19 protein-coding genes are annotated in these 23,752 nt (G+C 67.1%); 9 read left to right on the plus strand and 10 right to left on the minus strand.

Annotated elements, in window-relative coordinates:
- Nucleotides 1-15: 15 nt before the first annotated feature.
- The 8 genes from R5W23_RS08225 to pheA form a co-directional block, all read right to left on the minus strand.
- Nucleotides 16-327 carry a DNA-directed RNA polymerase subunit omega gene (locus R5W23_RS08225; RefSeq protein WP_010047590.1) on the minus strand — a complete coding sequence of 104 codons (312 nt, stop codon included), beginning with the start codon at nucleotides 325-327 and terminating at the stop codon, nucleotides 16-18.
- A gap of 10 nt (nucleotides 328-337) precedes the next feature.
- Nucleotides 338-919: a guanylate kinase gene (gmk, locus tag R5W23_RS08230; protein WP_320685918.1), complete on the minus strand. Its 582-nt coding sequence runs from the start codon at nucleotides 917-919 to the stop codon at nucleotides 338-340.
- A 101-nt stretch (nucleotides 920-1,020) separates the two neighbouring features.
- Nucleotides 1,021-1,911, minus strand: a complete 891-nt coding sequence (locus R5W23_RS08235; protein ID WP_320685919.1) for a YicC/YloC family endoribonuclease — start codon at nucleotides 1,909-1,911, stop codon at nucleotides 1,021-1,023.
- 119 nt (nucleotides 1,912-2,030) lie between these two features.
- Complete coding sequence (secG, locus tag R5W23_RS08240; RefSeq protein ID WP_320685920.1) at nucleotides 2,031-2,327, minus strand: preprotein translocase subunit SecG; 297 nt, start codon at nucleotides 2,325-2,327, stop codon at nucleotides 2,031-2,033.
- A gap of 192 nt (nucleotides 2,328-2,519) precedes the next feature.
- Nucleotides 2,520-3,278 carry a triose-phosphate isomerase gene (tpiA, locus tag R5W23_RS08245; protein ID WP_320685921.1) on the minus strand — a complete coding sequence of 253 codons (759 nt, stop codon included), beginning with the start codon at nucleotides 3,276-3,278 and terminating at the stop codon, nucleotides 2,520-2,522.
- A 138-nt stretch (nucleotides 3,279-3,416) separates the two neighbouring features.
- Nucleotides 3,417-3,809: a hypothetical protein gene (locus tag R5W23_RS08250; RefSeq protein WP_320685922.1), complete on the minus strand. Its 393-nt coding sequence runs from the start codon at nucleotides 3,807-3,809 to the stop codon at nucleotides 3,417-3,419.
- A 56-nt stretch (nucleotides 3,810-3,865) separates the two neighbouring features.
- On the minus strand, nucleotides 3,866-4,897 hold the full coding sequence (aroF, locus tag R5W23_RS08255; RefSeq protein WP_010047574.1) for a 3-deoxy-7-phosphoheptulonate synthase: 1,032 nt from the start codon (nucleotides 4,895-4,897) through the stop codon (nucleotides 3,866-3,868).
- 149 nt (nucleotides 4,898-5,046) lie between these two features.
- The gene (gene pheA, locus R5W23_RS08260; RefSeq protein ID WP_261186313.1) at nucleotides 5,047-6,180 is read right to left on the minus strand and encodes a prephenate dehydratase; all 1,134 of its coding nucleotides are present in this window, start codon (nucleotides 6,178-6,180) and stop codon (nucleotides 5,047-5,049) included.
- 476 nt (nucleotides 6,181-6,656) lie between these two features.
- Here pheA and dnaK point away from each other — a divergent pair, with 476 nt between their 5' ends.
- Entirely contained in the window at nucleotides 6,657-8,606 is a 1,950-nt protein-coding gene (gene dnaK, locus R5W23_RS08265) for a molecular chaperone DnaK (RefSeq protein ID WP_320685923.1), read from the plus strand.
- Between the two features lie 127 nt (nucleotides 8,607-8,733).
- Nucleotides 8,734-9,753: a hypothetical protein gene (locus R5W23_RS08270; protein ID WP_320685924.1), complete on the plus strand. Its 1,020-nt coding sequence runs from the start codon at nucleotides 8,734-8,736 to the stop codon at nucleotides 9,751-9,753.
- Nucleotides 9,754-10,216: 463 nt separating this feature from the next.
- On the opposite strand, the gene R5W23_RS08275 is transcribed toward R5W23_RS08270, so the two are convergent.
- Nucleotides 10,217-13,051: an MGH1-like glycoside hydrolase domain-containing protein gene (locus R5W23_RS08275; RefSeq protein ID WP_320685925.1), complete on the minus strand. Its 2,835-nt coding sequence runs from the start codon at nucleotides 13,049-13,051 to the stop codon at nucleotides 10,217-10,219.
- Between the two features lie 207 nt (nucleotides 13,052-13,258).
- Here R5W23_RS08275 and R5W23_RS08280 point away from each other — a divergent pair, with 207 nt between their 5' ends.
- Nucleotides 13,259-14,563, plus strand: coding sequence for an outer membrane protein assembly factor BamB family protein (locus R5W23_RS08280; protein WP_320685926.1), 1,305 nt, complete (start codon nucleotides 13,259-13,261; stop codon nucleotides 14,561-14,563).
- Between the two features lie 105 nt (nucleotides 14,564-14,668).
- Here R5W23_RS08280 and R5W23_RS08285 read toward each other — a convergent pair whose 3' ends face one another.
- On the minus strand, nucleotides 14,669-17,461 hold the full coding sequence (locus R5W23_RS08285; RefSeq protein ID WP_320685927.1) for a sigma-70 family RNA polymerase sigma factor: 2,793 nt from the start codon (nucleotides 17,459-17,461) through the stop codon (nucleotides 14,669-14,671).
- Between the two features lie 286 nt (nucleotides 17,462-17,747).
- Here R5W23_RS08285 and nhaA point away from each other — a divergent pair, with 286 nt between their 5' ends.
- The 6 genes from nhaA (at nucleotide 17,748) to R5W23_RS08315 (ending at nucleotide 23,680) form a co-directional block, all read left to right on the plus strand.
- Nucleotides 17,748-19,094 (plus strand): Na+/H+ antiporter NhaA, encoded by a 1,347-nt coding sequence (nhaA, locus tag R5W23_RS08290; protein ID WP_320685928.1) that lies wholly within the window; start codon nucleotides 17,748-17,750, stop codon nucleotides 19,092-19,094.
- 104 nt (nucleotides 19,095-19,198) lie between these two features.
- Complete coding sequence (gene gcvT, locus R5W23_RS08295) at nucleotides 19,199-20,278, plus strand: glycine cleavage system aminomethyltransferase GcvT (protein WP_320685929.1); 1,080 nt, start codon at nucleotides 19,199-19,201, stop codon at nucleotides 20,276-20,278.
- A 40-nt stretch (nucleotides 20,279-20,318) separates the two neighbouring features.
- Nucleotides 20,319-20,708, plus strand: coding sequence for a glycine cleavage system protein GcvH (gene gcvH / locus R5W23_RS08300; RefSeq protein ID WP_010042792.1), 390 nt, complete (start codon nucleotides 20,319-20,321; stop codon nucleotides 20,706-20,708).
- 107 nt (nucleotides 20,709-20,815) lie between these two features.
- Nucleotides 20,816-22,162 carry an aminomethyl-transferring glycine dehydrogenase subunit GcvPA gene (gene gcvPA, locus R5W23_RS08305; protein ID WP_320685930.1) on the plus strand — a complete coding sequence of 449 codons (1,347 nt, stop codon included), beginning with the start codon at nucleotides 20,816-20,818 and terminating at the stop codon, nucleotides 22,160-22,162.
- 7 nt (nucleotides 22,163-22,169) lie between these two features.
- Entirely contained in the window at nucleotides 22,170-22,808 is a 639-nt protein-coding gene (locus R5W23_RS08310; protein WP_320685931.1) for a hypothetical protein, read from the plus strand.
- A gap of 71 nt (nucleotides 22,809-22,879) precedes the next feature.
- Nucleotides 22,880-23,680 (plus strand): DUF4058 family protein, encoded by an 801-nt coding sequence (locus R5W23_RS08315; protein WP_320685932.1) that lies wholly within the window; start codon nucleotides 22,880-22,882, stop codon nucleotides 23,678-23,680.
- Nucleotides 23,681-23,752: the final 72 nt, after the last annotated feature.

A 23,752-nucleotide genomic window follows, 5' to 3' on the forward strand; every position in this document is an offset into this window, starting at 1 on the left:
CGTTCGAGGCCGAAATCACTCGTCCGACTGCTTGGCCGTCGAGCCGGGGGCCGGCGGGGTGGCGCCGGGCATACCCGGGTACGCGCCGGGCAGGTTCGCCATCACCGTTTGGTTCTTCGACTGCACCTCGCCGGACGCGTCCAGGTAGATCTTGTCCTGGAGGATCTCCTGGATCACGACCGCCATGCGGTCCGGCAGGCCGCGGGTGTCCACCAGCGGGGTGGCCTTGTTGTTCAGCGCGACCATGCGCTTCTGGATCAGCGTGGACAGCTTGAACCGCCCGCCCACCTTGTTCACGATGCCTTCTTCTTTCAGCTCGTCGAGCATGGTCGCACCCTCAGCAGTGGAATTTTTCGCGAATCACGTGGTCCAACTCGCGAACCGCGGCGTCGAGGTCTCGGTTCACGATTCGGTGATGAAACTGGTCCGCCTGGGCGAGTTCCATCCGGGCCGTTTCGAGCCGGCGCCGGATGCGCTCCTCACTCGTGTCGTTCCGCCCGCGGAGCCGGGCCTCCAGCTCTTCCATGCTCGGCGGGGCGATGAACACCGACAGATGGTCGTCGGGCATCAGCGCGCGGACGCGACCGGCGCCCTGAACGTCGATCACCAGGATCACCCCGGTCCCGCCCACCCGGTACGGGTCCACTTCCAGACGCGGGGTGCCGTACAGGTCCGTGCCGAACACCTCGGCCCACTCCAGCATTCGGTCTTCGGCGATCGCCCGGCGGAACTCGTCCTGCGTCCAAAAGTGGTAATCCACCCCGCCCTGCTCGCCCGCGCGCTGGCCGCGGGTGGTCGCGGTGACCGCCCGCCGGAGCTTGTGGCCCGCGCCCGCGAGCAGCCGGTCCACGAGGGTCGTTTTCCCGACGCCGCTCGGCCCGGAAACGACGATCAGCGGCGCCGGTGAAGGTGGGAACATTGCCGGTTGGTGCGGGTTGCGGATGTCGATCGAAGGAACTCGCCGGGGCCTCGCCGCGTTTCAACCGGCGATCACAAATATCAAACCGCCAATTACCCATTCTACTCGACGTTCTGCACCTGTTCCCGCAATTTCTCCAACGTCGATTTCATCTCGACCACGTGGCGGCTGATGACCACGTCGCCGGCCTTGGAGCCGATGGTGTTGGTCTCGCGGCCCATTTCCTGAATGACGAACTCCAGCTTGCGGCCGGCCTCCTCGCCCTTCCAGAGCAGGGCCGCGAACTGATCGAGGTGGCTGCTCAGCCGCATCACCTCTTCCGACACGTCGGTGCGGTCGGCGAACAGCGCGACCTCGCGCACGACGGTCTCGGCGTTCAGCACCAGCCCGGCGTCGGCCACGGCCGTTTTGACGCGCTCCAGAATGCGGTGCCGGTACTCGGTCACCACGCCGGGCAGCAGCGTCTTGATCGCGTCCAGTTGGTCCGCAATGGTCTGGCGGTGGCCGAGCAGTTCCGTGGCGAGCGCTTTGCCCTCTTCCCGGCGCATTTCGGTGAGCTTCACCAGCGCGGCCTCAAGGGCCTTCTCCACCACCGGCCACTCGTCGTCGGGCGGGGCGGCCCCGTTGCGCGTTTCCGGAGCGACCCCGGGCAAGCTCAGCGCGCCGGCGGCGAGCGAGGCGAGCAGTTCCGGCGTGCCGGCGGCGAGGCACGCTGCCCGGAGTTGCTTGAGGTAGTCGCCCAGAACGGCGGTGTTGAGCACCGGCGCTGCGGCGGCGCCCTGTCGCTCCACCCGGATGTGAACGTGAAGCGTACCGCGGCGGACGTGCCGGCGAACGACCTTCTCCAGTTCACTTTCCAGAAGCGGGTACGGATCGGACCCGCGCACGGTCAGTTTCAGGTGCCGGTTGTTGACCGCCCGAACTTCGACCGCAACGCCGAAACCGTCGGCGTCGATACGGGCCGCGCCGAACCCGGTCATGCTCAGCAACACGCCGGTGCGCCTCGTCTGCAAAGGATGGGGAAAGGGTAAGAGTGACCCTTCCGCGGGCGGGCGGGTTCGCGGAAACGCGGTTCGTCGGCCCCAAAGAGGCCGACGAACCAGAACACACATCAGCTCGTGCTCGTGATTTGCGACTTGTTCTTGTCGGCTTCCACGTCGTACTTCACCACTTTAACGTGGATCATGATAATCAGCACCCACACGCCCGCGAGCCAGAGGGTGATTTTGACGAACTGGTCGGCGGCGCGCGACCCGAACGGGCTCGACCCGCCGGCGCCACCGAACGCCCCCGCGAGCCCGCCGCCCTTGCCGCGCTGGATCAGCACCAGCAGCATCAGCAGGAACCCGATGCCCAGGACGATGGCGTTGAGCACGTGCGACGGCCACCACGCGGCGATGAGAGACACGGCCGACCTCCACTCTTCTGCGGGCCTTAAATTCGGCTGAACTGCTACTGTACGAATTCGCCACGGTACGGGAAGCCCGAGTTCCACGCATCGGCCCGACCGGAACGAACGGCGGCTGCACGGCGACAGGTTCCGACCCGTCTCCGCACAGTCGCGGAATCAACAACTCGTAACCGCTTTGTGAATCACGGGTTAGCCGGCGGCCTTCACGATGGCGAGGAACGAGTCGGCTTTGAGGCTGGCCCCGCCGACGAGCGCACCATCGACATCGGGCTGGCTCATCAAACCCACGGTGTTGTCGGGGGTAACCGAACCGCCGTACACGATGGGAGTCGAATCGGCGATTTTATCGCCGTAGAGTTGCCGAAGTTTCGACCGCACGAAGGCGTGCGCCTCTTGCGCCTGTTCGGGTGTAGCGACCTTGCCGGTGCCGATGGCCCAGACGGGCTCGTAGGCGATAACGATCCGGCCGAACTGCTCGTCGGTGAGCCCGGCGCAGGCGGCGTACACCTGGCGCTGGAACACCCGCTCTTGAAGCCCGCGCTCACGTTCGGCCAGCGTCTCCCCCATACAGAGGACGACACTCAGCCCCTCTTCGAGCGCCGTGTGGACCTTGTGGTTGATGAACGTTTCGCTCTCGCCGATGATGTGCCGCCGCTCGCTGTGGCCGATGAGGGCGTACTTGCACCCGGTTTCGAGCAGCATCGCCGGGCTCACCTCGCCCGTGAACGCGCCCTTCTTCTCGGAACTCACGTCCTGGGCGCCGAGCGCGACGGGCGAGCCCTTGAGAACCTCGCCGACGGCGGTGAGCCACGGGTACGGCGGGAACACCGCGACCGTAACGCGGTCGTCGGTCACGCCCTTCGCCACCGCCGCGCCGAGCGCCTTGGCCTCGGCGAGGGTGGTGTTCATCTTCCAGTTCCCGGCGACGAACTTCTTGCGAGTCGGCATAGCATCTCCCGGCGCCCCGGCCGCAACGTTGTGGCGGCGGTGGCCTGACAGCGAAGAACGAGCCAGTAATCGCACCTCGCGGCACGATCGATCAAATCCCCATCTGCATTATTTTGAGACGGCGCCGGACCGGCTCACTCACTTCGCGCGGCGCATCACGACAAGAGTACGGTCGCCGGCGGCGGTGTCCAGGAACACGACGAGTTGGTCGAAGGCCGGGTCACACTTCAATAGGACTTCCTCAGTCACTGCGCCGGAGTCGTTCCGCACCCGGCTGGTCATCGAACCGCCGTTGCCGGCGCCCAGAAGTGAACCACCCCAGGGGGACAAGCGATACGGTCCCGGCAGTTGAGGTGGTGCGACGACCTCCCACCCAAGATGCGACGCGGCGATGGCCTCCAACGGAACGAACGGGCGCTCCGGAGGGGCCACTGGTTCCGGCCGCCGGATCGAAGTCGCCACAACAGTACCGACCGCCGCGAGCAAGGACAGCACGACGAGAAGGGCCAAGAGCCGCCGGCGCGTTCGCATACGACCGCCTCCATCGGACCCGCGCTCACAACTCGATCGGTCGGCCCGCCCGCCGCTTACTTCTCCGCCGGCGCCCAGAACTCGCGGCCGAGCGCGCCGGCGAGCTTCCGCAGGTCGCCCATCAGGTCGAGGAACTGGTGCGGGAGCAGCGCCTGCGGGCCGTCGGAGAGGGCCTTCTCCGGGCAGTTGTGCACCTCGACGTGGACCCCGTCCGCCCCGGCGGCGACGCTCGCCCGGCACATCGCCGGGATCAGGTCCGGGCGCCCGGTCGCGTGCGACGGGTCCACGATGATCGGCAGGTGGCTCTGGCCCTTCACGTTCGGGATCGCGCTCATGTCGAGCATGTTGCGCGTGCTGTCCTCGAAGCTCCGCACGCCGCGCTCGCACAGCACGACATCTTTGTTGCCCTCGGAGAGCACGTACTCGGCGGACATCAGCAGGTCTTTGACCGTGGCGCTCATCCCGCGCTTCAGGAGCACGGGCTTCATCGCCTTCCCGCACTCCTTGAGCAGGTCGAAGTTCTGCATGTTGCGGGCGCCGATCTGCAACATGTCGGTGTACCGGCACACGAGCTCGACCTGCCGCGGGTCCATCACCTCGGTGACCACCGGCATGTCGTACTTGTCGCCCACGTCGCGCAGGATCTTGAGCCCGTCCTCGCCCATCCCCTGGAACGCGTAGGGGCTGGTGCGCGGCTTGAAGGCGCCGCCGCGGAGGATGTTGGCCCCGCCGGCCTTCACGTACTTGGCGATGGCGTCGAGGACCTCGTACCCCTCGATCGCGCACGGGCCGGCGATCATCGCGAGGCTGCCCCCGCCGATCTTCACCTTGCCGACGTAGACGGCGCTGTCGGACTTGTGGAACTCGCGGCTCGCCAGTTTGAACGGCTTCATGATCGGCAGCACTTGCTCCACACCCGTGATGGCCGAAAAGTTCTCCGACCCGGGCTTGGTTTCGTCCCCGATCACGCCGACGATGGTGCGGGCCTCACCGCGGCTCACGTGCGCGGTGAACCCGAGCTCGCGGACCCGCTCGATCACGTGATCGATCTGTTCCAGGGTGGCGTCCGGCCGGATGACGAGGATCATGGGAGGGTGGTGGTCAGTCGTCGGTGGTCGGTGGTCGGTTCTCAACGATCTGTCAGGAGATTCCACCGACCCTGTTCATGCTACAGGATGTGCCGGGCCGTGACAGGGGAGCCGCCGCGCCGGGACCGCCCGGCGCACGCGGCGGGCGGTCACTCGTCTTCCGCGCGGGCCTGCGGGAACGAGCCGAGCACGGTCAGCGTGTCGCACAGCTCTTCCAGCGAGGCGAGCGTGCGCTTCACCTTGGGCTCGTCGCGGTGCCCGTCGAAGTCCACGAAGAACACGTACTCGCCCTTCGCCTCGCGGAACGGGAACGACTCGATCCACGTCAGGTTGATCTTGTTCGACTTGAACACCGTCAGCACGTCGGCCAGCGCGCCCGGGGTGTGGTTGATCTGGAACATGAGCGCGGTCTTGTCGGCGCCCGTTTTGGCGGAGTCCGTGGCCCCGATCACCGCGAACCGGGTCTCGTTGAACGGCGAGTCGGCGATGTTCTGCGCGACCACCCCGAGCCCGTACCGCACCGCCGCCTCGCGGCTGGCCACCGCGGCGACGTGGTCCTCGGTCTGGACCAGGCGGGCGGCGTCCGCGGTGCTCGACACCGGGTGGATCGACGCCTGCGGCAGGTTCTTCGCCAGCCAGTTGCGGCACTGGCTGAGGGCCTGCTCCTTCGAGTAGACCCGCCGCACCTCCGACTGGGCGCAGTTCGCCAGCAGGTGGTGCCGCACCCGCAGCCGGATTTCGGAACAGATCTGGACCTGGTCCGGGAACCGCATGAACATTTCGAGCGTGTCGACCACGCGGCCGTCGGTCGAGTTCTCGAGCGGCACGACCCCGAAATCGGCGTGCTTGCGAACCACCTCCTCGAACACCGCCGCGATGTTGGCGGTGCGGTTGTACACGGAGGCTTCGCCGAACCGCTGGATCGCCGCCAGGTGGCTGTAGCTGTACTCCGGCCCGAGGTACGCGATCTTCTGCTGCCGCTGGATCGCCCGCGACCCGCTCATCAGCTCGCGGAAAATCGCCTTCACGGTGACCGGCGCGAGCGGCCCCTTGTGCGCCGCCAGGACGTTGGCGATGACCTCCTCCTCGCGGGCGGCGGAAAACACCACCTCGCCCTGATCCGCTTTCACCTTCCCGATTTGCGCCGCGACCGCCGCCCGCTTGTTGAGCAGCTCGAGGATGCTGGTGTCGAACTTGTCGATCTGGGCGCGGAGCGCGGCGAGGTTCGCGGCGCCCTTATCGGGCGCAGAATTCGAGCTGGGTTCGCTTTTACTGCGTGCCATGATGGTCCGGACCCGCGTGCGGGAGGTCGTTAGAATTGCGGTGAATCTACCGGCGCGGTGCGGATCCGTCAACGAACCCGGCAAAGTCCGTTCCGATTCGCGTGGCACCGGATGCGCCAGATGTGACCCCAGGGCGACATTTGCCGGCGTCGCAATCCCATCACTGACGCGACGTTGCAACAAGGCTGCTGAAATGTCAGCCGGTCGGCACCGGGAGCAAGCTCAAACTGCCCAGCGAATGCCGCAAGTTCAAAGCCGGTTGTATCTTGCGGCCCCGATATACGGCCAATTGGCCCGACGGCATGGTGCTTGCATATTAGCGGCGAAAACCTTGAATCGCGAAGGAACTTTCTCAATCCAAGTAGCAGTCGAGCGAACGGGAACCAGCAGCACCGGCGTTCGGGCCGGCCCCGTCCGCGAGAAACGCAGCACACTCGGCGCTCCGGCGCGTACCACTACCTGAAAGGGAACACACTATGGCGGAAGAGAAAATTATCGGCATCGACCTCGGGACCACCAACTCCGTCGTCGCCGTCATGGACGGCACCACGGTCAAGGTGATCCCGAACCAGGACGGCAACGCCACCACGCCGTCGGTCGTCGCGTTCACGGACAAGGGCGACCGGCTCGTCGGCGACCAGGCCAAGCGCCAGGCGGTGACGAACCCGCGCCGCACGATCTACTCGATCAAGCGGTTCATGGGCCGCCGGCACAACGAGGTGGAGAGCGAAGAGAAGCTCGTCCCGTACAAGATCGTCGGCGGCGCCAACGACCTCGTGAAGGTGGACATCGACGGGAAGAACTTCACCCCGCCGGAAATCTCGGCGATGGTGCTCCGCAAGCTGAAGGAAGCGGCGGAGGCGTACCTCGGGCACACCGTTCGTAAAGCGGTCATCACGGTCCCGGCGTACTTCAACGACGCCCAGCGGCAGGCCACCATCGACGCCGCGGCCATTGCCGGGTTCGACACCGAATACGAGATGCGCGACAAGGACGGCAAGGTCGTCAAGCAACGCATGCGGATCATCAACGAGCCGACCGCGGCGGCGCTGGCCTACGCGCTGGACAAGAAGAAGGACCAGAAGATCGCCGTGTTCGACCTCGGCGGCGGGACCTTCGACATCTCGGTCCTGGACGTCGGCGAGGACGGCGTGTTCCAGGTGAAGAGCACCAACGGCGACACGCACCTGGGCGGCGACGACTTCGACCAGGTGCTGATGGACCACATCGCCGACGAGTTCAAGAAGCAGAACGGCATCGACCTCCGCAAGGACCAGATGGCGCTCCAGCGCCTGAAGGTGGCCGCCGAGCAGGCCAAGAAGGACCTGAGCAGCCAGACGAACGTGGACATCAACCTGCCGTTCATCACGGCGGACGAGAACCGCAACCCACTGCACTTGGTGACGAGCATCAGCCGCGTGCAGTTCGAGCGGCTGGCCGAGCACCTGATCGAGCGGTGCAAGAAGCCGGTGCTGGCGGCCCTCAAGGACGCCAAGTACACGCCGCAGAACATCGACGAGGTGGTGATGGTGGGCGGCATGACCCGCATGCCGCGGGTGCAGCAACTGGTGAAGGAGATCTTCGGCAAGGAGGGGCACCGCGGGGTGAACCCGGACGAGGTGGTGGCCGTGGGCGCCGCGATCCAGGGCGCGCAACTGCTCCTCGGGGCCGCCGCGGACATCCTGCTCCAGGACGTGACCCCGCTGTCGCTCGGGCTGGAAACGCTCGGCGGCGTGATGACGGTGATGATCCCGCGGAACAAGACGATCCCGACGAAGGCGAGCGAGAAGTTCACCACCGCGGCGGACAACCAGCCGTCGGTCGAGATCCAGGTGTTCCAGGGCGAGCGCCCGATGGCCCAGGACAACAAGCTGATCGGCAAGTTCCACCTGGACGGCATCCCGCCGGCGCCGCGGCAGACGCCGCAGATCGAGGTGACGTTCGAGCTGGACGCCAACGGGGTGCTGTCGGTCAGCGCGAAGGACCTGGGCACCGGGAAGTCGCAGCAGATCCGCATCGAGGGCTCGTCCGGGATGACCAAGGACGAGGTCGAGAAGATGAAGCGCGACGCGGAGGCGCACGCGGAGGGGGACAAGCAGAAGCGCGAGTTCGCCGACGCCAAGAACGCCGGCGAGGGGCTCATCCACCAGTTGGAGAAGATGTTCGCAGACGCCGGCGACAAGCTGACCGACGCGGACAAGGCCCCGATCAACGCGGGCATCGCCAAGCTGAAGGAGGCGATCGGCCGCAACGACCTCGCGGCGGTGAAGGCCGCGACCGCCGAGCTCCAGCAGTCGTCGCAGGCGATGGCGTCGCACATGTACTCCAAGACCGGCGGCGCCACCCCGGGCGCCGGCACCCCGCCCCCGGGCACGAAGGACGGCCCGGACGACGTGATCGACGCCGAGTACGAAGTGAAGAAGTAAGCGCGAGCGTTTGCGAAGAAACGGCCCGCGGATCGCGCCTCGCCCGCGCGAACCGCGGGCCGTTTCTTCGCAAACGGCTGCGGCGCGGGTAAGTTAGTACATGTGACGCCCGCCACGGAGCTTCGCCATGCAGTCGCCGAACCCGAAAGACGCTCAGGCCCCAGAAGAGCCCGTACCGTTCGCGATCGGGACGCTGCCCGAGGAGGAGTTCTGGGAGCGGTACAACCGCCGCCTGGAGTTCCCGCTCGCAGCGGTTGCAGCGGTTCTGCTGCACGTGATCGTCTTCGTGGTGCTCGTGTTCGGGCTGCTCTCGCTCATGTCGGGTACGCAGACCCCGGACCCGAAACTGGAAATGGTCGACGTGCGTGGCCTGGATGAGTCGGGGCTGGGCTCAATGGGATCGGGCGGGAACCCGGACCCGAACATCATCAAGGACGTAACTCCGGAGCAGGCGCTCCGAGACGTGTTACCGACGCCGCAGGCGATCGCGGAAGCGAAAGAGAAGATTCAGAAGATCGTTCTGGATGACCCGAGCGAAAACATCCCGATTTCGCCGCAGAACCTGGGGAAGTACAGCCAGCTCGACGACGAGCTTCGGAAGAAGTTGCTCGGCAACGGCTCGCAAAAAGGGAGCGGCCCTGGTGCGGGTCGCGGAGACAGCGGCGATCCGGGCGCCGGACCGGGGGGAACGGGTGCCGACTCGACCCGCGCACGCGGGCTGCGGTGGGTGCTCCGGTTCCAGGTGGCCAACGGGCGCGACTACCTCGAACAGCTCCGCGCGATGGGGGCCGAGATCCTGGTCCCGCTCCCGCCGAACGATAAGGAGAGCATCCTGTTCCCGGACCTGAACAAGCCTTCGCAGAAGCGGACCGCGACCGACGACGACTTCCGGCGGCTCGCGCGCAAGATTCAGTTCGGCGATACCCGCCGGGACGCGGTCGTGGGGGTGGTAGGCGCGCTGGGGCTGGACGTGACGCCGAAAACGTTCTTCGCGTTCTTCCCGAAAGAGCTTGAGGAGCAGCTCGCGCGGCTCGAAACCGGGTTCAAGGGCCGCCGGGCGGAGCACATTGAGGAAACGATCTTCCGCGTCACGGTGCGCGGCGGCCGGCACGAGTTCGTGGTGGAAGAACAAACCGCCAAGCGATAAGTCGCCGGGCGAGCCTAGCACTCCGAGTAGACACTGCGCGCGCACGACGGTGCGACCTTACCCCGAGTGAGCTTGGCGAGCGGAGGGCGTGAGCCCTCCGAGCCGACATTACCCGGGGAGCCGGGCGAAATCGGTTACCGCGAGCGCCCGAGCAGAAATCACACGCACACGGCAGTGCGCACTTGCCACTTCGCTTGCGCCGGTCCGGTGGTGTCGCCTCGGAGGGCTCACGCCCTCCGCTCGCCAGTTCGCTTGGAGAACCATTACGCACGGCGGTGCGCACTTGCCACTTCGCTTGCGCCAGTTCGGTGGTATCGCCTCGGAGGGCTCACGCCCTCCGCTCGCCAGTTCGCTTGGAGAACCATTACGCACGGCGGTGCGCACTTGCCACTTCGCTTGCGCCAGTTCGGTGGTGTCGCCTCGGAGGGCTCACGCCCTCCGCTCGCCAGGCGACTCGATCCAGTTAGTGCTGTCCGGTGCGTGCGGACGTTCCCACCGACACACCCGCCGGTTGCCCCTGGATCGGGGCCGGCTCCGCGGCCAGCAACTCGTCGTACAGTTTCTCCCCGCGGCGCGGCACCAGCAACTTCGCCACCAGTGCGGTCCAGCCGGTCTGGTGGTTCGCGCCCAGCCCGGCGCCGTGGTCGCCGTGGAAGAACTCGTGGAACAGCAGGTAGTCCCGGAAGTGCGGGTCGTCCTGGAGCTTGTCGTACTTCCCGAAGCACGGCCGGTGCCCGTTCACGTCCCGGAGGAACAGCCGCGTCAGGCGCCGGGTGATCTCGACCCCCGCTTCCTGAACGGTGATCTCCTTCCCGCTGCCCACCGGGAACTCGATCTTGAAGTCGGTGCCGTAGTAGTGATGGAACTTCTGAAGGCTCTCGATGATGAGGAAGTTCACCGGGAACCAGACCGGCCCGCGCCAGTTCGAGTTGCCGCCGAACATCCCTGTGTCCGAATCGCCCGGGACGTAACCGACCGTCACGCTGTGCCCGCTCATGCGGAACGTGTACGGCTGGTCGTGGTGGTACCGGGACAGCCCGCGCACGCCGAACGGGCTGAGGAACTCGTTCTCGTCCAGCACCCGCGCCAGCAGCTTCTTCATCCGGTGCCCGCGCAGCAGCGAGAGCAAACGCCGCTCGCCGCGCCCGGGCTCGAACCACCGCGACACCAGGCCCGCGAGGTCCGCGCGGTTGTCCAGCACCCACCGCATCCGGTTCGCGAAGTTCGGCATCCTCGCCAGCAGTTCGGGCTCCAGCACCTCCACCGCGTACAGCGGGATCAGGCCCACCATCGAGCGCACCTTCAGGCGCTCCACGCGGCCGTCCGGCAGGGTCAGCTCGTCGTAGTAGAACCCGTCCTCCTCGTCCCACAGCCCGACGCCCTTCCCGGCCATGTCGGTCATGGCCTTCGCGATCCCGAGGAAGTGCTCGAAGAACTTGATCGCGATGTCCTCGTACACCGGGTTGCGCGTCGCCAGCTCCAGAGCGATGCGCATCAGGTTGAGTGCGTACATCGCCATCCACGCGGTGCCGTCGGCCTGGTTGATGAAGCCGCCGGTCGGCAGCGGGTGGCTGCGGTCGAACACGCCGATGTTGTCGAGCCCCAGGAACCCGCCCTGGAACACGTTCCGGCCCTGCGCGTCCTTGCGGTTCACCCACCAGGTGAAGTTGATCATCAGCTTGTGGAACACCCGCTCCAGGAAGTCCCAGTCCGCGTCGCATGCGTCCTCTTCGTGGTCCCCGTGCTGGACGTGGCCCCCGGTGCGGGCCATGTGGCGGTACTTGCGGTCGATCTGGAACACCCGCCACGCGGCCCAGGCGTGGACCGGCGGGTTCGCGTCCGAGAAGTTCCACTCGTAGGCCGGCAACTGGCCGTTCGGGTGCATGTACCACTCGCGGCACAGCAGCAGCAGTTGGTCCTTGGCGAACTCCGGGTCGAACGGCGCGAACGCGACCGCGTGGAACGCCGAGTCCCACCCGGCGAACCACGGGTACTCCCACTTGTCCGGCATCGACAGGATGTCGGACGCCTTGAAGTGCTGCCAGTCGCTGTTCCGCGCGTACCACCGCTGCTCCGGCGGGGTGATCGTCGCGGCGTCGCCCTTGAGCCAGCGGTACGTGTCGTACTGGTAGAACTGCTTGGTCCAGATCAGCCCCGCGACCGCCTGGCGCTGCACCCGGCGGGCGTCCTCGTCCGGGATGTCCTTCTGGAACGCCGCGAAGTAGGTGTCGGCCTCGGCGATGCGGTCGGCGAAGATCTGGTCGAAGTTGACGAACGGGTCGTCCGGGCCGTCCGACGCGTGCCGGAGCCGGCACCGCACGGTGACCGACTCGCCCGCGGGGACGCTGAACTGGTAATGCGCCGCCGCCTTCGTCCCCGTGCCCTCCGGGCTCACCGCTCCCTTGTTCTGGCGGATCACGTACTCGTGGAAGGCGTCCTTGAAGTAGCCCTCCGCGGGGGAGTTGAACAGCGCCGGCGAGTTGGTCTCGTTGTCGGTGAAGAGGTACCCGAGGCGCGTGAGCGACGGCACGCCCTCGTGGAACGTGTCGTTCGAGCGGGTCGCCCCGCCGGCCCAGAACCGGTACGCGTCCCACTCGGGGTGGAACAGTTTTAGACCGCCGTGCGACGAGTGCATGATTGCCGGGCGCGGCTGGTCCGGCTTCCAGGCCCACGTGTTGCGGAACCACAGTTGCGGGAGGACGTGCAGTTCGGCCGCGTCCGGGCCGCGGTTGTGCGCGGTGACGCGCATCAGGATGTCGCGCGGCCCGACCTTCGCGTACTCCACGAACACGTCGAAGTAGCGGTTGTCGTCGAACGCGCCGGTGTCGAGCAGCTCGTACTCGGGCTCGTACCGGCTGCGGCGCTTGTTCTCCTGCTGGAGGGGCTCATACGGGAACGCGCGCTGCGGGTACTTGTAGAGGAACTTCAGGTAGCTGTGCGTCGGCGTGGCGTCGAGGTGGTAGTACAGCTCTTTCACGTCCTCGCCGTGGTTCCCGTCCTCGTTGGGGAGCCCGAACAGCCGCTCCTTGAGGATGGGGTCCTGACCGTTCCACAGGGCCAGACCGAGGCACAGGTACTGCTGGTCGTCGCTGAGTCCCGCGAGGCCATCCTCGCCCCACCGGTACGCGCGGCGGTGCGCGTGCCAGAACGGGAAGTACGCCCACGGGTCGCCGGTGCCGGAGTAGTCCTCGCGGACGGTGCTCCACTGCCGGTCCGACAGGTACGGCCCCCACCGCCGCCACGACGGCAGCTCGGCGAGGTCGTTCATCCGATCGAGTTCGGGATTCGACGCGGGCATGTAGAGAGGCCCCATGCGAACCCCGCCCGCGAGGGCGGGGGTAGTTCGAGCGAACCCGCACGGTGCGCGCGGCCGCGCCGCCTTCGCGGGCGGGCGCCGAGGGGTTCGCAAAGCAGTTTAGCTCGCTACGGCCGGCTTGTCCGTTGTAACCGCCAGTTCTTCCCGGTACGCTTAACCCGGCTGTCCCGCCTAACCGGAACCTGTCGCATGCGCACCCGCCTCTCCCTCGCGACCCTCGCGCTCGCTTTCGCCTCGCTTTCGTTCGCCGCGGACTCGTGGCCGGGGTTCCGCGGGCCGACCGCCGACGGACACTCCCCGAGCAAGAACCCGCCCACCAAGTGGAGCGAGAAGGAGAACCTCGCCTGGAAGACCGAGATCCACGGTAAAGGGTGGTCGTCGCCGGTGGTGCTCGGCGATCAGGTGTGGGTGACCACCTCCGACGAGGTGCTCGATCCCGCGCCGCCGAAGAAGAAGGGCGGGCCGCCGGCCAACCCGGTGAAAGAGGTGAGCCTGTTCGCGATCGGGCTGGACCGCAAGACCGGCAAGGTGCTCCACGACCTGAAGCTAGGCCGCGTTCTGAACCCGCAGTACTGCCACCCGTTCAACACCTACGCGTCCGGCACGCCGTTCCTCGAAGAGGGCCGGCTGTACGCCCACTTCGGCAGCCTCGGCACGTTCTGCATCGACACCCACACCGGAAAGACGCTCTGGGAGCGGCTCGACTTCAAATGCGACCACTTCCGCGGCCCCGGCTCGTCGGTCGCGGTGTACGGTGATCTCGTGTACCTGATCTTCGACGGTGCCGACCTTCAGTACGTGGTCGCGCTCGACAAGAAGACCGGGGAAACCAAATGGAAGGCCGACCGGAAGATCAAGTACGGCCCCGGCCCGGCCGACGGCGACCACAAGAAGGCATACGCCACGCCCGCGCTGCTGAAGGTTGGCAACCAGGACTCGCTGGTGTGCCCGTCCGCGGAATGCACGATCGCCTACGACCCGAACAGCGGCGCGGAGCAGTGGCGGTTCGCGCACGGCGGGATGAACGGCTCGCTCCGCCCGGTGCTGGCGAACGGGCTCCTGTACGCCACCAGCGGGAGCAGCGGCAAGCTGTTCGCGCTCAAGCCCGACATGCTCAAGGGCGAGGTGCCGAAAGACGCGGTCGTGTGGCAGGCCGCGAAGGGGGTGTCGGTGCGGCCGTCGCCGATCGTGGTGGGCAACCTGCTGTTCATGGCCGCGGACAACGGCGTCGCGACCTGCCTCGACGCCACAAGCGGGAAGCTGCACTGGACCGAGCGGCTGGACGGCGAGTTCTCGGCGTCCCCGGTGTACGCGAACGGCAACGTGTACTTCTGCAACCAGATCGGCAAAACGTTCGTGGTGAAGGCCGCCGCCTCATACGAGCTACTGGCGGAAAACCGACTCGACGGCGGGTTCATGGCGTCGCCCGCGATCGCCGGGGACGAGCTGTTCCTGCGAACCAAAACGCACCTCTACGCGATCGGAAAGAAGTAACGCGGGTACTCGCCGAGCGTGCCACGTTCGTTCGCGGACGGTTCAATTCCGGACCGCGAATGGGCCGGCCCGCGTGGGCTGACGCGGGACGCGGCACCTCAGAGGTCACTTCGGAACCTTCGGGACAGACCACACCAGCGCGGTCGTGTCCGCGTGACCGGTGATGAGCTTGGTGCCGTCGGCCGTGAAACGCATGACCTCCGCGAACGAGTAAATGGTGTCGCCCTTCTCGGCGGGCGGCGACCGGTGCCGCGCGAGCAGCTTTCCGGTGCTTGTGTCCCAAAACGTGAGATCGGTGAGACCGGCCGCCGCGAGAACGCTGCCGTCCGAGTTCAGCGCCACGCGCCCGCTGGACCCGGCCGGCAGGTCGCACAACTTGGCCCCGGTGGCCACGCCGTAAACGACCCCGCGCATGACGCGCCGCGGGCCGCTCTCGTCGATGTACGTAAAGGCGATCCGGCCGCCGTCCGCCGAGAACGCGCCGGCGTCGAAGCCCGGCCCGAGCGTGCGCGGCGGGAGCAACCCCTTCGTCGGCCCGTCCGCGGTGAGGAAGACGTCGCCGTGGAGCGACGCGTAGAGGGCGTTGGGTGAGAAATTGATGCAATAGCGGCGGGCGTTCCAGTCGAACGGGTCCAACTTCTTCGTGAACTGCCGCCGACCGCTCTGCGCATCCCAGGTCGTGAACACCGAAGTGCGCGTGCCCTTCACCCGCCCGAGTGTGACGCCGGTCAGCGTCGTGTCGTCGTCCGACAACCGCAGCCCGATCACCATCATCTGGCGCGGCTCCTTCGGGTCCACAGCGAACCGCCGGAGTTCCGTTCCCGTGGCCGCGTCCCACTGCACGATTTCACCACCGACCGGCGCGAACAGCGTTTTGCCGTTGCGGGAGAACTCCAGGTTGTGCGGCCACTGGTTGTCGCTGGGCACGGTCGCGACGGGTTTCCCGGTCGCGGCATCCCAGACCCGGATTCGTGAGCCGGCGCTGGTCGCGTAGCGCGTCCCGTCAGCCGATACGCCCAGCGCGCGGACCTTTCCGAAGTGTGAGCCGGCGTGAACCTCGGGGAACAGCGGTTTCCCGGTCGCCGCGTCCCACCGGAACAAGACCCGGCCGGTCGTCGCGACGAGCACCTTCCCGTCCGGAGTGAACCGCGCGACCGGCGTCGCACCGTACGAAAGCTCACCGGTGGCTCCGTCGAACTGGCGGAGCAGCCGCCCCGCGATCGGGTCCCACCAGCGGACGCCGCGGGCGTCGCCGATCAGAACCGTCTTCCCGTCCGGTGCGAACGTTACCCAGTCACCGCCGTCCGTACCAGTTGCTCCCTTCTGCGCCTTTCCGGTGACCGCTTCAAAGAACCGGACATCGAGGTATTCTTCCGTAGCCACCTTGTAAACGCGTGCTGCGACGACATCGCCCGTGGTGTTCAGGGCGACGTGACTCAGCTTGAGCCCGTCGACCGACCACCGGGCCAGTTGCTTGCCGGTGCCAAAATCGAACACCAATAGCTCGTGGACCGTGTTAACCGCCACGCGCCGGCTGTCCGCCGAGAAGCGAACTTCTCGGATGTGGCGAAGATCGGTCACGAGGGCGCGCGACTGCCCCGTCTGGACGTCACACACATGGACCGCGTATTCGTCCTTTTTGCTTTCTGTCGTGACGACAACAAGTTTCTTACCGTCGGAAGCAAAGGCACCTGATTCGACCCGGGGGAACTTGAACTTCCCGATCTCGGCCGGAACGTTTTCTCCACGGCGCTCGTACACGATCACGGATTCAGGGGCGCAACAGGCGACGCGCTTGGCGTCGGAAGAAATGTACGACCGGAAGCGCCCGTACCATTCGTCCGATACCCGGACCGGTAGTCGCACGGCGGGTTCCGGTGTGTCCGATTCGGGCTGCCAGAGCCGCAAATCGCCTTCCTCGCCCACGGTCAGCACGGCCCCGTCCGCGACGATGCCGAAGCTCGTAACTGTGGCCGCACCTCGCAGCGTTCCCAGTCGCATGAGCGCGCCGGCGGGGAGCGGGTCGCCGAACGCGTCCGCCCGCGTTCTCACTTGGGCGGGCGGCTCGGCGTTTCCCTCTTTCAGCGGGGGCGCCACCGTTAAGGTCTCGGAGCCGATCAGCGAGGCCCCGGCTGCGACCAGCCCACCCATCAGCACCACGACCGGTATCACCGATTTCCACGACACGAAAGGAAAAGTAACAACCGCCCCCATCCGCCGTGCTCCGAACACAGCGGCCCCGCGCTGGGCAAGGGCCGCTGGCACCGCGGCGCTCAGCCCCCACCCGGCGTCCCCGCCAAGTGCAGCCGCGACCAAACCCGCACCAACCACACCGCGGCGGACGAGCCGCCGGTTCAACCGGTCCAGCCCATCGGCCACACGCCGCTTGAGCGTGCTGAGCGATACCCCGAGTGCCGCCGCCGCGTCGTCACGCGTCCGCCCAGACAGGAAGCACAGCACGAGCGGCGCGCGGAGGCGTTCGGGCAGCGCGTTCAGCTCTTCGTCGAGCATCGCCAGCACCTCGTTCCACGACAGGTCGGTGAGCGGCTCCGGGTCAACAACCGGTTCCGTGGCCACCACGACTGGAGGGCGCCGGGCTTTGAGTTTGACCGCGGCGCGAAACGCGGTGCGGTGCAACCAGCCGGGCAGCGCGGCGGGTGCGCGGAGGCTGCGGGCGTGCTCGACCAGGGCGAGGAACGTGAGCTGGAAGGCGTCGTCGACGTCAGCGCCAGATCCGAGCACCCGGCGGCAGACGCTCAGCACCATCGGGCCGTACCGGCGAACCAACTCGGCAAAGGCGGCATCGTCGCCGTTCAGGACGGCGGTCATGAGGGCGCGCTCGTCGAGGCCCGGACGGGCCGTGCGTGCCAGCGATCGGATCACAACGCTTGCGGACATGAGCTTACTCCGGCGGCAGAGTGCCACCATTATGAGCCGCCCGCCGGTCTCAACGGGTCAACATTTCAGCCGGCGCCCAAGTGGTTGGGGCGTTAACAGGGCATGAGTGAAAGCAGGCCAGGACAGAAAAAGTGGCCACACAAAAGCACAACGGGCACAAAAGGAAGAAGGCGAAGACAACAGAAGCGTTTGGGATTCACTCGTCTGCTTTGGTCTTTTGCTTCCTCTTGTGCCCGTTGTGCTTTTTTGTGGCCGCGTTCGGTCTTTCTGCCCGGGGAATTTGTTGATGGCTCATTCCGCACGCACGAACCCGCACCTGCCGGTGCCGCCGATCGCCCGGGTGGCCCGCCCGCTCGCCCGGTTCCTCCGGATCGAGTCCGCCAGCGGGATCGTCCTGCTGCTCTGTACCGTGATCGCCCTGGCGCTCGCGAACAGCACCGCCGCGGACGCGTACCACCGCCTCTGGCACACACACGTCCAACTCGAAGTCGGCACGTTCAACCTCGGCGGGGAACTGGGCCACTTCTTCGTGAACGACGTGCTGATGACGGTGTTCTTCTTCGTCGTCGGTCTGGAGATCAAGCGCGAGCTGGTCGCGGGCGAGTTGCGGGACGCGCGGAAGGCGGCGCTGCCGGTGGCCGCGGCGCTGGGCGGGATGCTGGTGCCCGCCGGCATTTACATGGTGCTCCAGGCGAACGCGCTCGGCCAGCCGGAGTTCCGCGGCTGGGGCGTGCCGATGGCTACCGACATCGCGTTCGTGGTCGGCGTGATGGCGGTGCTCGGGAAGCGCGTGCCGCTCGGGCTGAAGATCATGCTGCTGTCGCTCGCCATCGCCGACGACATCGGCGCGGTGGTCGTGATCGCGGCGTTCTACAGCACCGGGCTGGACTGGCTCATGCTCCTGCTCGCGGCAGGCGGGTTCGCGGCGGTGCGGATCATGAACGCGACCGGCGTGCGTTCGGTTCCGGTGTACACGATCATCGGGGCCGGCATCTGGCTCGCGGTGTACAAGTCCGGGGTGCATCCGACGGTCGCGGGCGTGCTGCTCGGGCTGCTCACGCCGTCGGAGGTGTGGATCGGCCGGGATGCGTTGCGGCTCTCACTGCGGGACGTGCTTGGCCGCGTCGAGGACGAGAACGACGACCCGGACGCGCACGAACTCGCGGTGATGGCGTTCGCGGCGCAGGAGAGCGTGTCGCCGCTGGAGCGGCTCGAGCACAAGCTGCACCCGTGGGTCGGGTTCGCCATCATGCCGCTGTTCGCGCTGGCCAACGCCGGGGTTCACATCGAGCCGAGCGCGGTCACGGAGCCGGTCGCGGTGGCGGTCGCGCTGGGGTTACTGCTGGGCAAGCCGATCGGCGTGGTGTTGTTCAGCTTCATCGCGGTCCGGCTCGGCGTCGCGCGCCTGCCGCAGGGGGTGACATGGCCGGTGCTGCTCGGCGGCGGGTTCCTCGCGGGCATCGGGTTCACGATGTCGCTGTTCGTCGCGGGGCTGGCGTTCGCGGGGCACGCGCCGCTGCTCGCGGAGGCGAAAATCGGCATCCTCCTCGGCTCGGCGCTCAGCGCGCTGCTCGGCACCGGTGTGTTGCTTACGTCACTACGTGGGAATCCACAGGCAAAAAGTCCACATTGAGCTTGACAGGGGTATCTAGAAATCGGTTCGGATCGGGCTACGATACTCAGAGCGGGGCGGTTCCACGTCGGGGCCGCCCCGCGTCGTTTTTTATCGGGCTCACCATGTCGAACCTGCGCACGCCGCTGTACCAGTGGCACGTCGATCACAAAGCGCGGATGGTGCCGTTCGGCGGCTGGGAGATGCCGGTGCAGTACGCCGGGATCGCGCCCGAGCACAAAGCGGTGCGGTCCGGGGCGGGGCTGTTCGACATCTCGCACATGGCCCGGGTGAACTTTGACGGCCCCGACGTGCTCGCGTTTCTGGAGCGGGTGTTCACCAACTCCGTTGCCACCATGAAGGCGGGGCAGGTCCGTTACGGGCTGGTGTGCAAGGAGGACGGCGGCATCCTCGACGACATCCTCGTGTACCGCCTGCCGGGCAGCTTCGCGGCGGTCGTCAACGCCAGCAACCGCGAGAAGATCCTCGCGTGGTTCGCGCAGCAGCGCACCGGGCTGGCGGTCGAGGTGGACGACCGCACCCTCGCCACGACGATGATCGCGGTGCAAGGACCGAAGGCGGTGGAGCTGGTCGCGGGGGTGTTCGCGGACGACGTGAGCGCGCTGAAGTACTACTTCGCAACGCCCACCCACTACCTCGGCAGCCCGTGCGTGGTGAGCCGCACCGGGTACACCGGCGAGGACGGGTTCGAGGTGATCGTGCCGAACGCCCTCGGCGAGCCGCTGTGGAACGAGTTCGTTGCGAAGGGCGCCGTGCCGTGCGGGCTGGGGGCGCGGGACACGCTCCGGCTCGAAGCCGCCATGCCGCTGTACGGCCACGAGCTGAACGAGGGCGTGAACCCGATCCAGGCCGGGCTGGCGTGGGCGGTTAAACTCGACAAGGGCGACTTCCTCGGCCGCGACGCGATCCAGAAGGCCGCCGCAACCGCGACCGAACCGGTGCGGGTGGGGTTGGAAATTGAGGGCAAGCGCGCCGCCCGCGAGGGTTGCCCGGTGCTCGCCGGGGGGCGACCGGTCGGCGGCGTCACCAGCGGCAGCCTGTGCCCGTGGCTGGACAAGTCGCTCGCGATGGGCTACGTCGAACCGGCAGCCGCCGCGGTGGGCACCAAACTCGAAGTGGACCTGCGCGGCGCCAAATTGCCCGCGACCGTCGTTCAGCTGCCGTTCTACAAACGGAAGAAGTGAGGGCGCGCCGCGCCCGCGTCATTCAAGGAGCTAGCTCATCATGGCGAACCCGTCGAACCTGAAGTACGCGACCACGCACGAGTGGGCCAAACTGGACGGCGACACGGTGGTTGTGGGCATCACCGCGTTCGCGGTTGAGCAACTGACCGAGCCGACCTACCTGGAGCTGCCCGCGGTGGGCACGGCGCTGGCCCCGGGCGGGAAGTTCGGCGTGATCGAGTCGTACAAGTCCACCTCGGACCTGTACTCGCCGGTCGCGGGGACCGTGGTGGAGCGGAACGACCCGCTGACGGGCGACCCGAAGCCGGTGTACGACGACGCCTTCGGCGCCGGGTGGATGCTGAAGATCAAGCTGTCCCCGGGCGCGACGCTCGACCACCTGCTGAGCGCCGAGCAGTACGACCAGCAGCTCGCGACCGAAGGCCACTAACCGTTCGGGCCGCAGGTCGTGAGGTCGCAAAGTCAGTTCAGACGGGGCGGCTTTGCGACCGGGCGACGTGTGACTCCCGTTATGACTACCGGTCGCAGGAGAACTTCGTGTCTTACGTGCTGAACACCCCGGACGATCAGAAGGCGATGCTGGCCGCGATCGGGGTTTCGTCGGTCGAGGAGCTGTTCGCCAACATCCCGCCGGAGCTGCGCTTCCCGCGCGAGCTGAACGTCCCGGCCGCGATGTCGGAGATGGAACTCCAGGCCCACCTGTCGCGGGTCCTGGCGAAGAACAAGGCCGCGGGCGATCTGGTGTGCTTCCTCGGCGGCGGCGCGTACGACCACTTCATCCCGTCCGTCGTCGATGTGGTCGCGGGGCGGAGTGAGTTCTACACCGCGTACACGCCGTACCAGGCCGAAGCCAGCCAGGGCACCCTCCAGGCGGTCTTCGAGTACCAGTCGCTGATGTGCGAACTCACCGGCCTCGGGCTCGCCAACGCGAGCCTTTACGAGGGCGGGTCGAGCGTCGTGGAAGCGGCGCTGATGGCGCTCGGGATCACCAAGCGCACCGAGATCCTGATCGCGGACAGCGTCCACCCCGAGTACCGGCAGACGCTGGCGACCTACGCCGCCACGCTCAACTGCACCGTTCGCACGCTCCCGTGCCCGGACGGGGTGCTGAACCCCGCCGACGTGCTGGCCGCGGTGAGCGACAAGACCGCGTGCGTGATCGCTCAGTCGCCGAACTTCTTCGGGCACATCGAAGACATGAAGGCGATCGGCGCCGCCGCGCACAAGACGGGCGCGCTGTTCGTCGCGAGCTTCGATCCGGTTTCGCAGGGCTTGCTGAAGAAGCCGGCGGAGTACGGCGCCGACATCGCGGTGGCCGAAGGACAGGGGCTGGGCGTGCCGCTCCAGTACGGCGGGCCGTACCTGGGCATCCTCGCGTGCCACGACGAGATGGCGTACCGGCGGAAGATCCCCGGGCGCATCGTCGGCGAGACCACCGACCGCAACGGGAAGCGCTCCTGGGTGCTGACGCTACAGCCGCGCGAGCAGCACATCGCGCGTGAGAAGGCGACGAGCAACATTTGCAGCAACCAGGGGCTCCTGGCGCTGCGGGCGGCGGTGTACCTGAGCGCAGTCGGACCGCAGGGACTGAAAGAGACCGCCGAGCTGTGCGTGCGGAAGGCGCACTACGCCGCGGAGCAACTGACGAAGGTCCCGGGCGTGTCGCTCCGCTTCCAGACGCCGTTCGTGAAAGAGTTCACGCTGAAGGTGCCGGGCGACCCGGTCGCCCTCCTGGCAAAGCTCCGCGCCGCCGGCTACCACGCTGGGTTGCCGCTGGGCCGGTGGTATCCTGGGTTGGCCGACTGCGTCTCCGTGGCCGTGACCGAGAAGCGGACGAGGGCCGAAATCGACGGGCTCGCGGAGGCGCTGAAGGCCGCGGTGTGAGGGCGTCATGGCGTACAGCGAGTTCGACCTGGCCGACGTTGCGGCCAAGCTCGGCGTGACGGTGACCGACGCCCCGGACCTGTTCGCCGGGGTGCCGGGCGTACCCCTGAGCCCCACGGTTCAGGGGCTGTTGCCGCTGTACTTCCCGCTCGCCATCGCCAACGGCACCGAGAAGGCGCGTTCGGAGCTGCTGATCGCCCCGGTGCTCGCGGACACGCGCGAGCAGCTCGGCCGCCGCGTCAGCCTGTTCTCCGGTTGGGACTTCGTCGTGGACCGGGCCAAGGGGCTGAACGGCGTGTGCGACTACATCCTGTGCGGGTCGCCGCAGCAGGAGTTCATAACGTCGCCGGTGGCGGTGGTGGTGGAAGCGAAGAACGAGAACATCAAGGGCGGGCTGGGGCAGTGCGGGGCCGAAATGGTGGCCGCACAGTTGTTCAACGAGCGGAGCGGCCGCCCCGCCGAATCGGTGTTCGGATGTGTGACGAGCGGCAACGTGTGGCGGTTTCTGCAATTAACTGGCAGCGAACTGCGCATCGACCAGAAGGAGTACTACCTCACGACGCAGCCCGACGCGATCGTGGGCATCCTGTTCCACATGCTCGGCGGAACAGGCGCGACGCTTCGCGGGCGTGGCGACCCGCGGTAGATCGAGTACCCGTCTGTGCGATGAGGTGCCGTTCCGATCGCGCTGGCCTGAAGCCGTGAGGAGGAGCCGTAATGCCGTCGCCGTTCCCGGGCATGGATCCGTGGCTGGAACGCCCTCCGGTGTTCCCAACGCTCCATAACGCTCTGATCATTTACATCCAAGCAGCGGTCAATGCCGCACTCCCGCCCGGCTACGTCGCAGCTAATGACAGCCGGGTGTACGTCGATCCCGAACTGCACCGGGTTCCCGATGTGGGCGTGTTCGGACCGGGCCGGGCGCCGGACGCTTCGGCCGTAGCTGTTGCGACACTCACGCGGGCCGGACTGCTCGAAGCCGCGACCGAGGTTGTGATAGACCCGGTCGAGGAGTTCTACCTGGAGATCCGTACCGTCGATGACGAACGGCTTGTGACCGCGGTCGAAGTGGTGAGCCCGGCGAACAAGCGAGCCGGCGAAAACGGGCGCGCTTCGTACCAGCAGAAGCAGGACGAGTTCCGGCGGTCGCAGGTGAATTTGGTGGAGATCGACCTGCTGCGGGGCGGCCCACACACGACGGCGGTTCCGCTCGCCCGGTTGCGGGCGGTGGCCCCCAACTGCGATTACCACATCAGCGTGATGGTAGCCGGCTCGCCGCGGCACTACTTCGTCGCGCCGATTAAGCTGGCAGACCGGCTGCCGCACGTACCGATTCCGCTCGACCCCGGAGTGGAACCGGTCACCATCGATTTGCAAGCGGTGTTCGATCGGTGCTATGACGAGGGCGGGTTCGTGCGCCGCGTGAAGTACGCCAAGCAGCAACCGGAGCCGTCGTTGACACGCGAGCAGCAGGCGTGGGCGGAAGACCTCCTCCGCGCGAAGGGGCTGCTGCCGTGAACGAGGGCGAGGCATTCATCCGGGCGATCGTAGGAGTCGTCATCGAGTGAGTGGGGCGTGGGACGGGGCCGT

Origin of the sequence: Gemmata algarum, from assembly GCF_034097035.1 — a bacterium.
Taxonomy (GTDB): domain Bacteria; phylum Planctomycetota; class Planctomycetia; order Gemmatales; family Gemmataceae; genus Gemmata; species Gemmata algarum.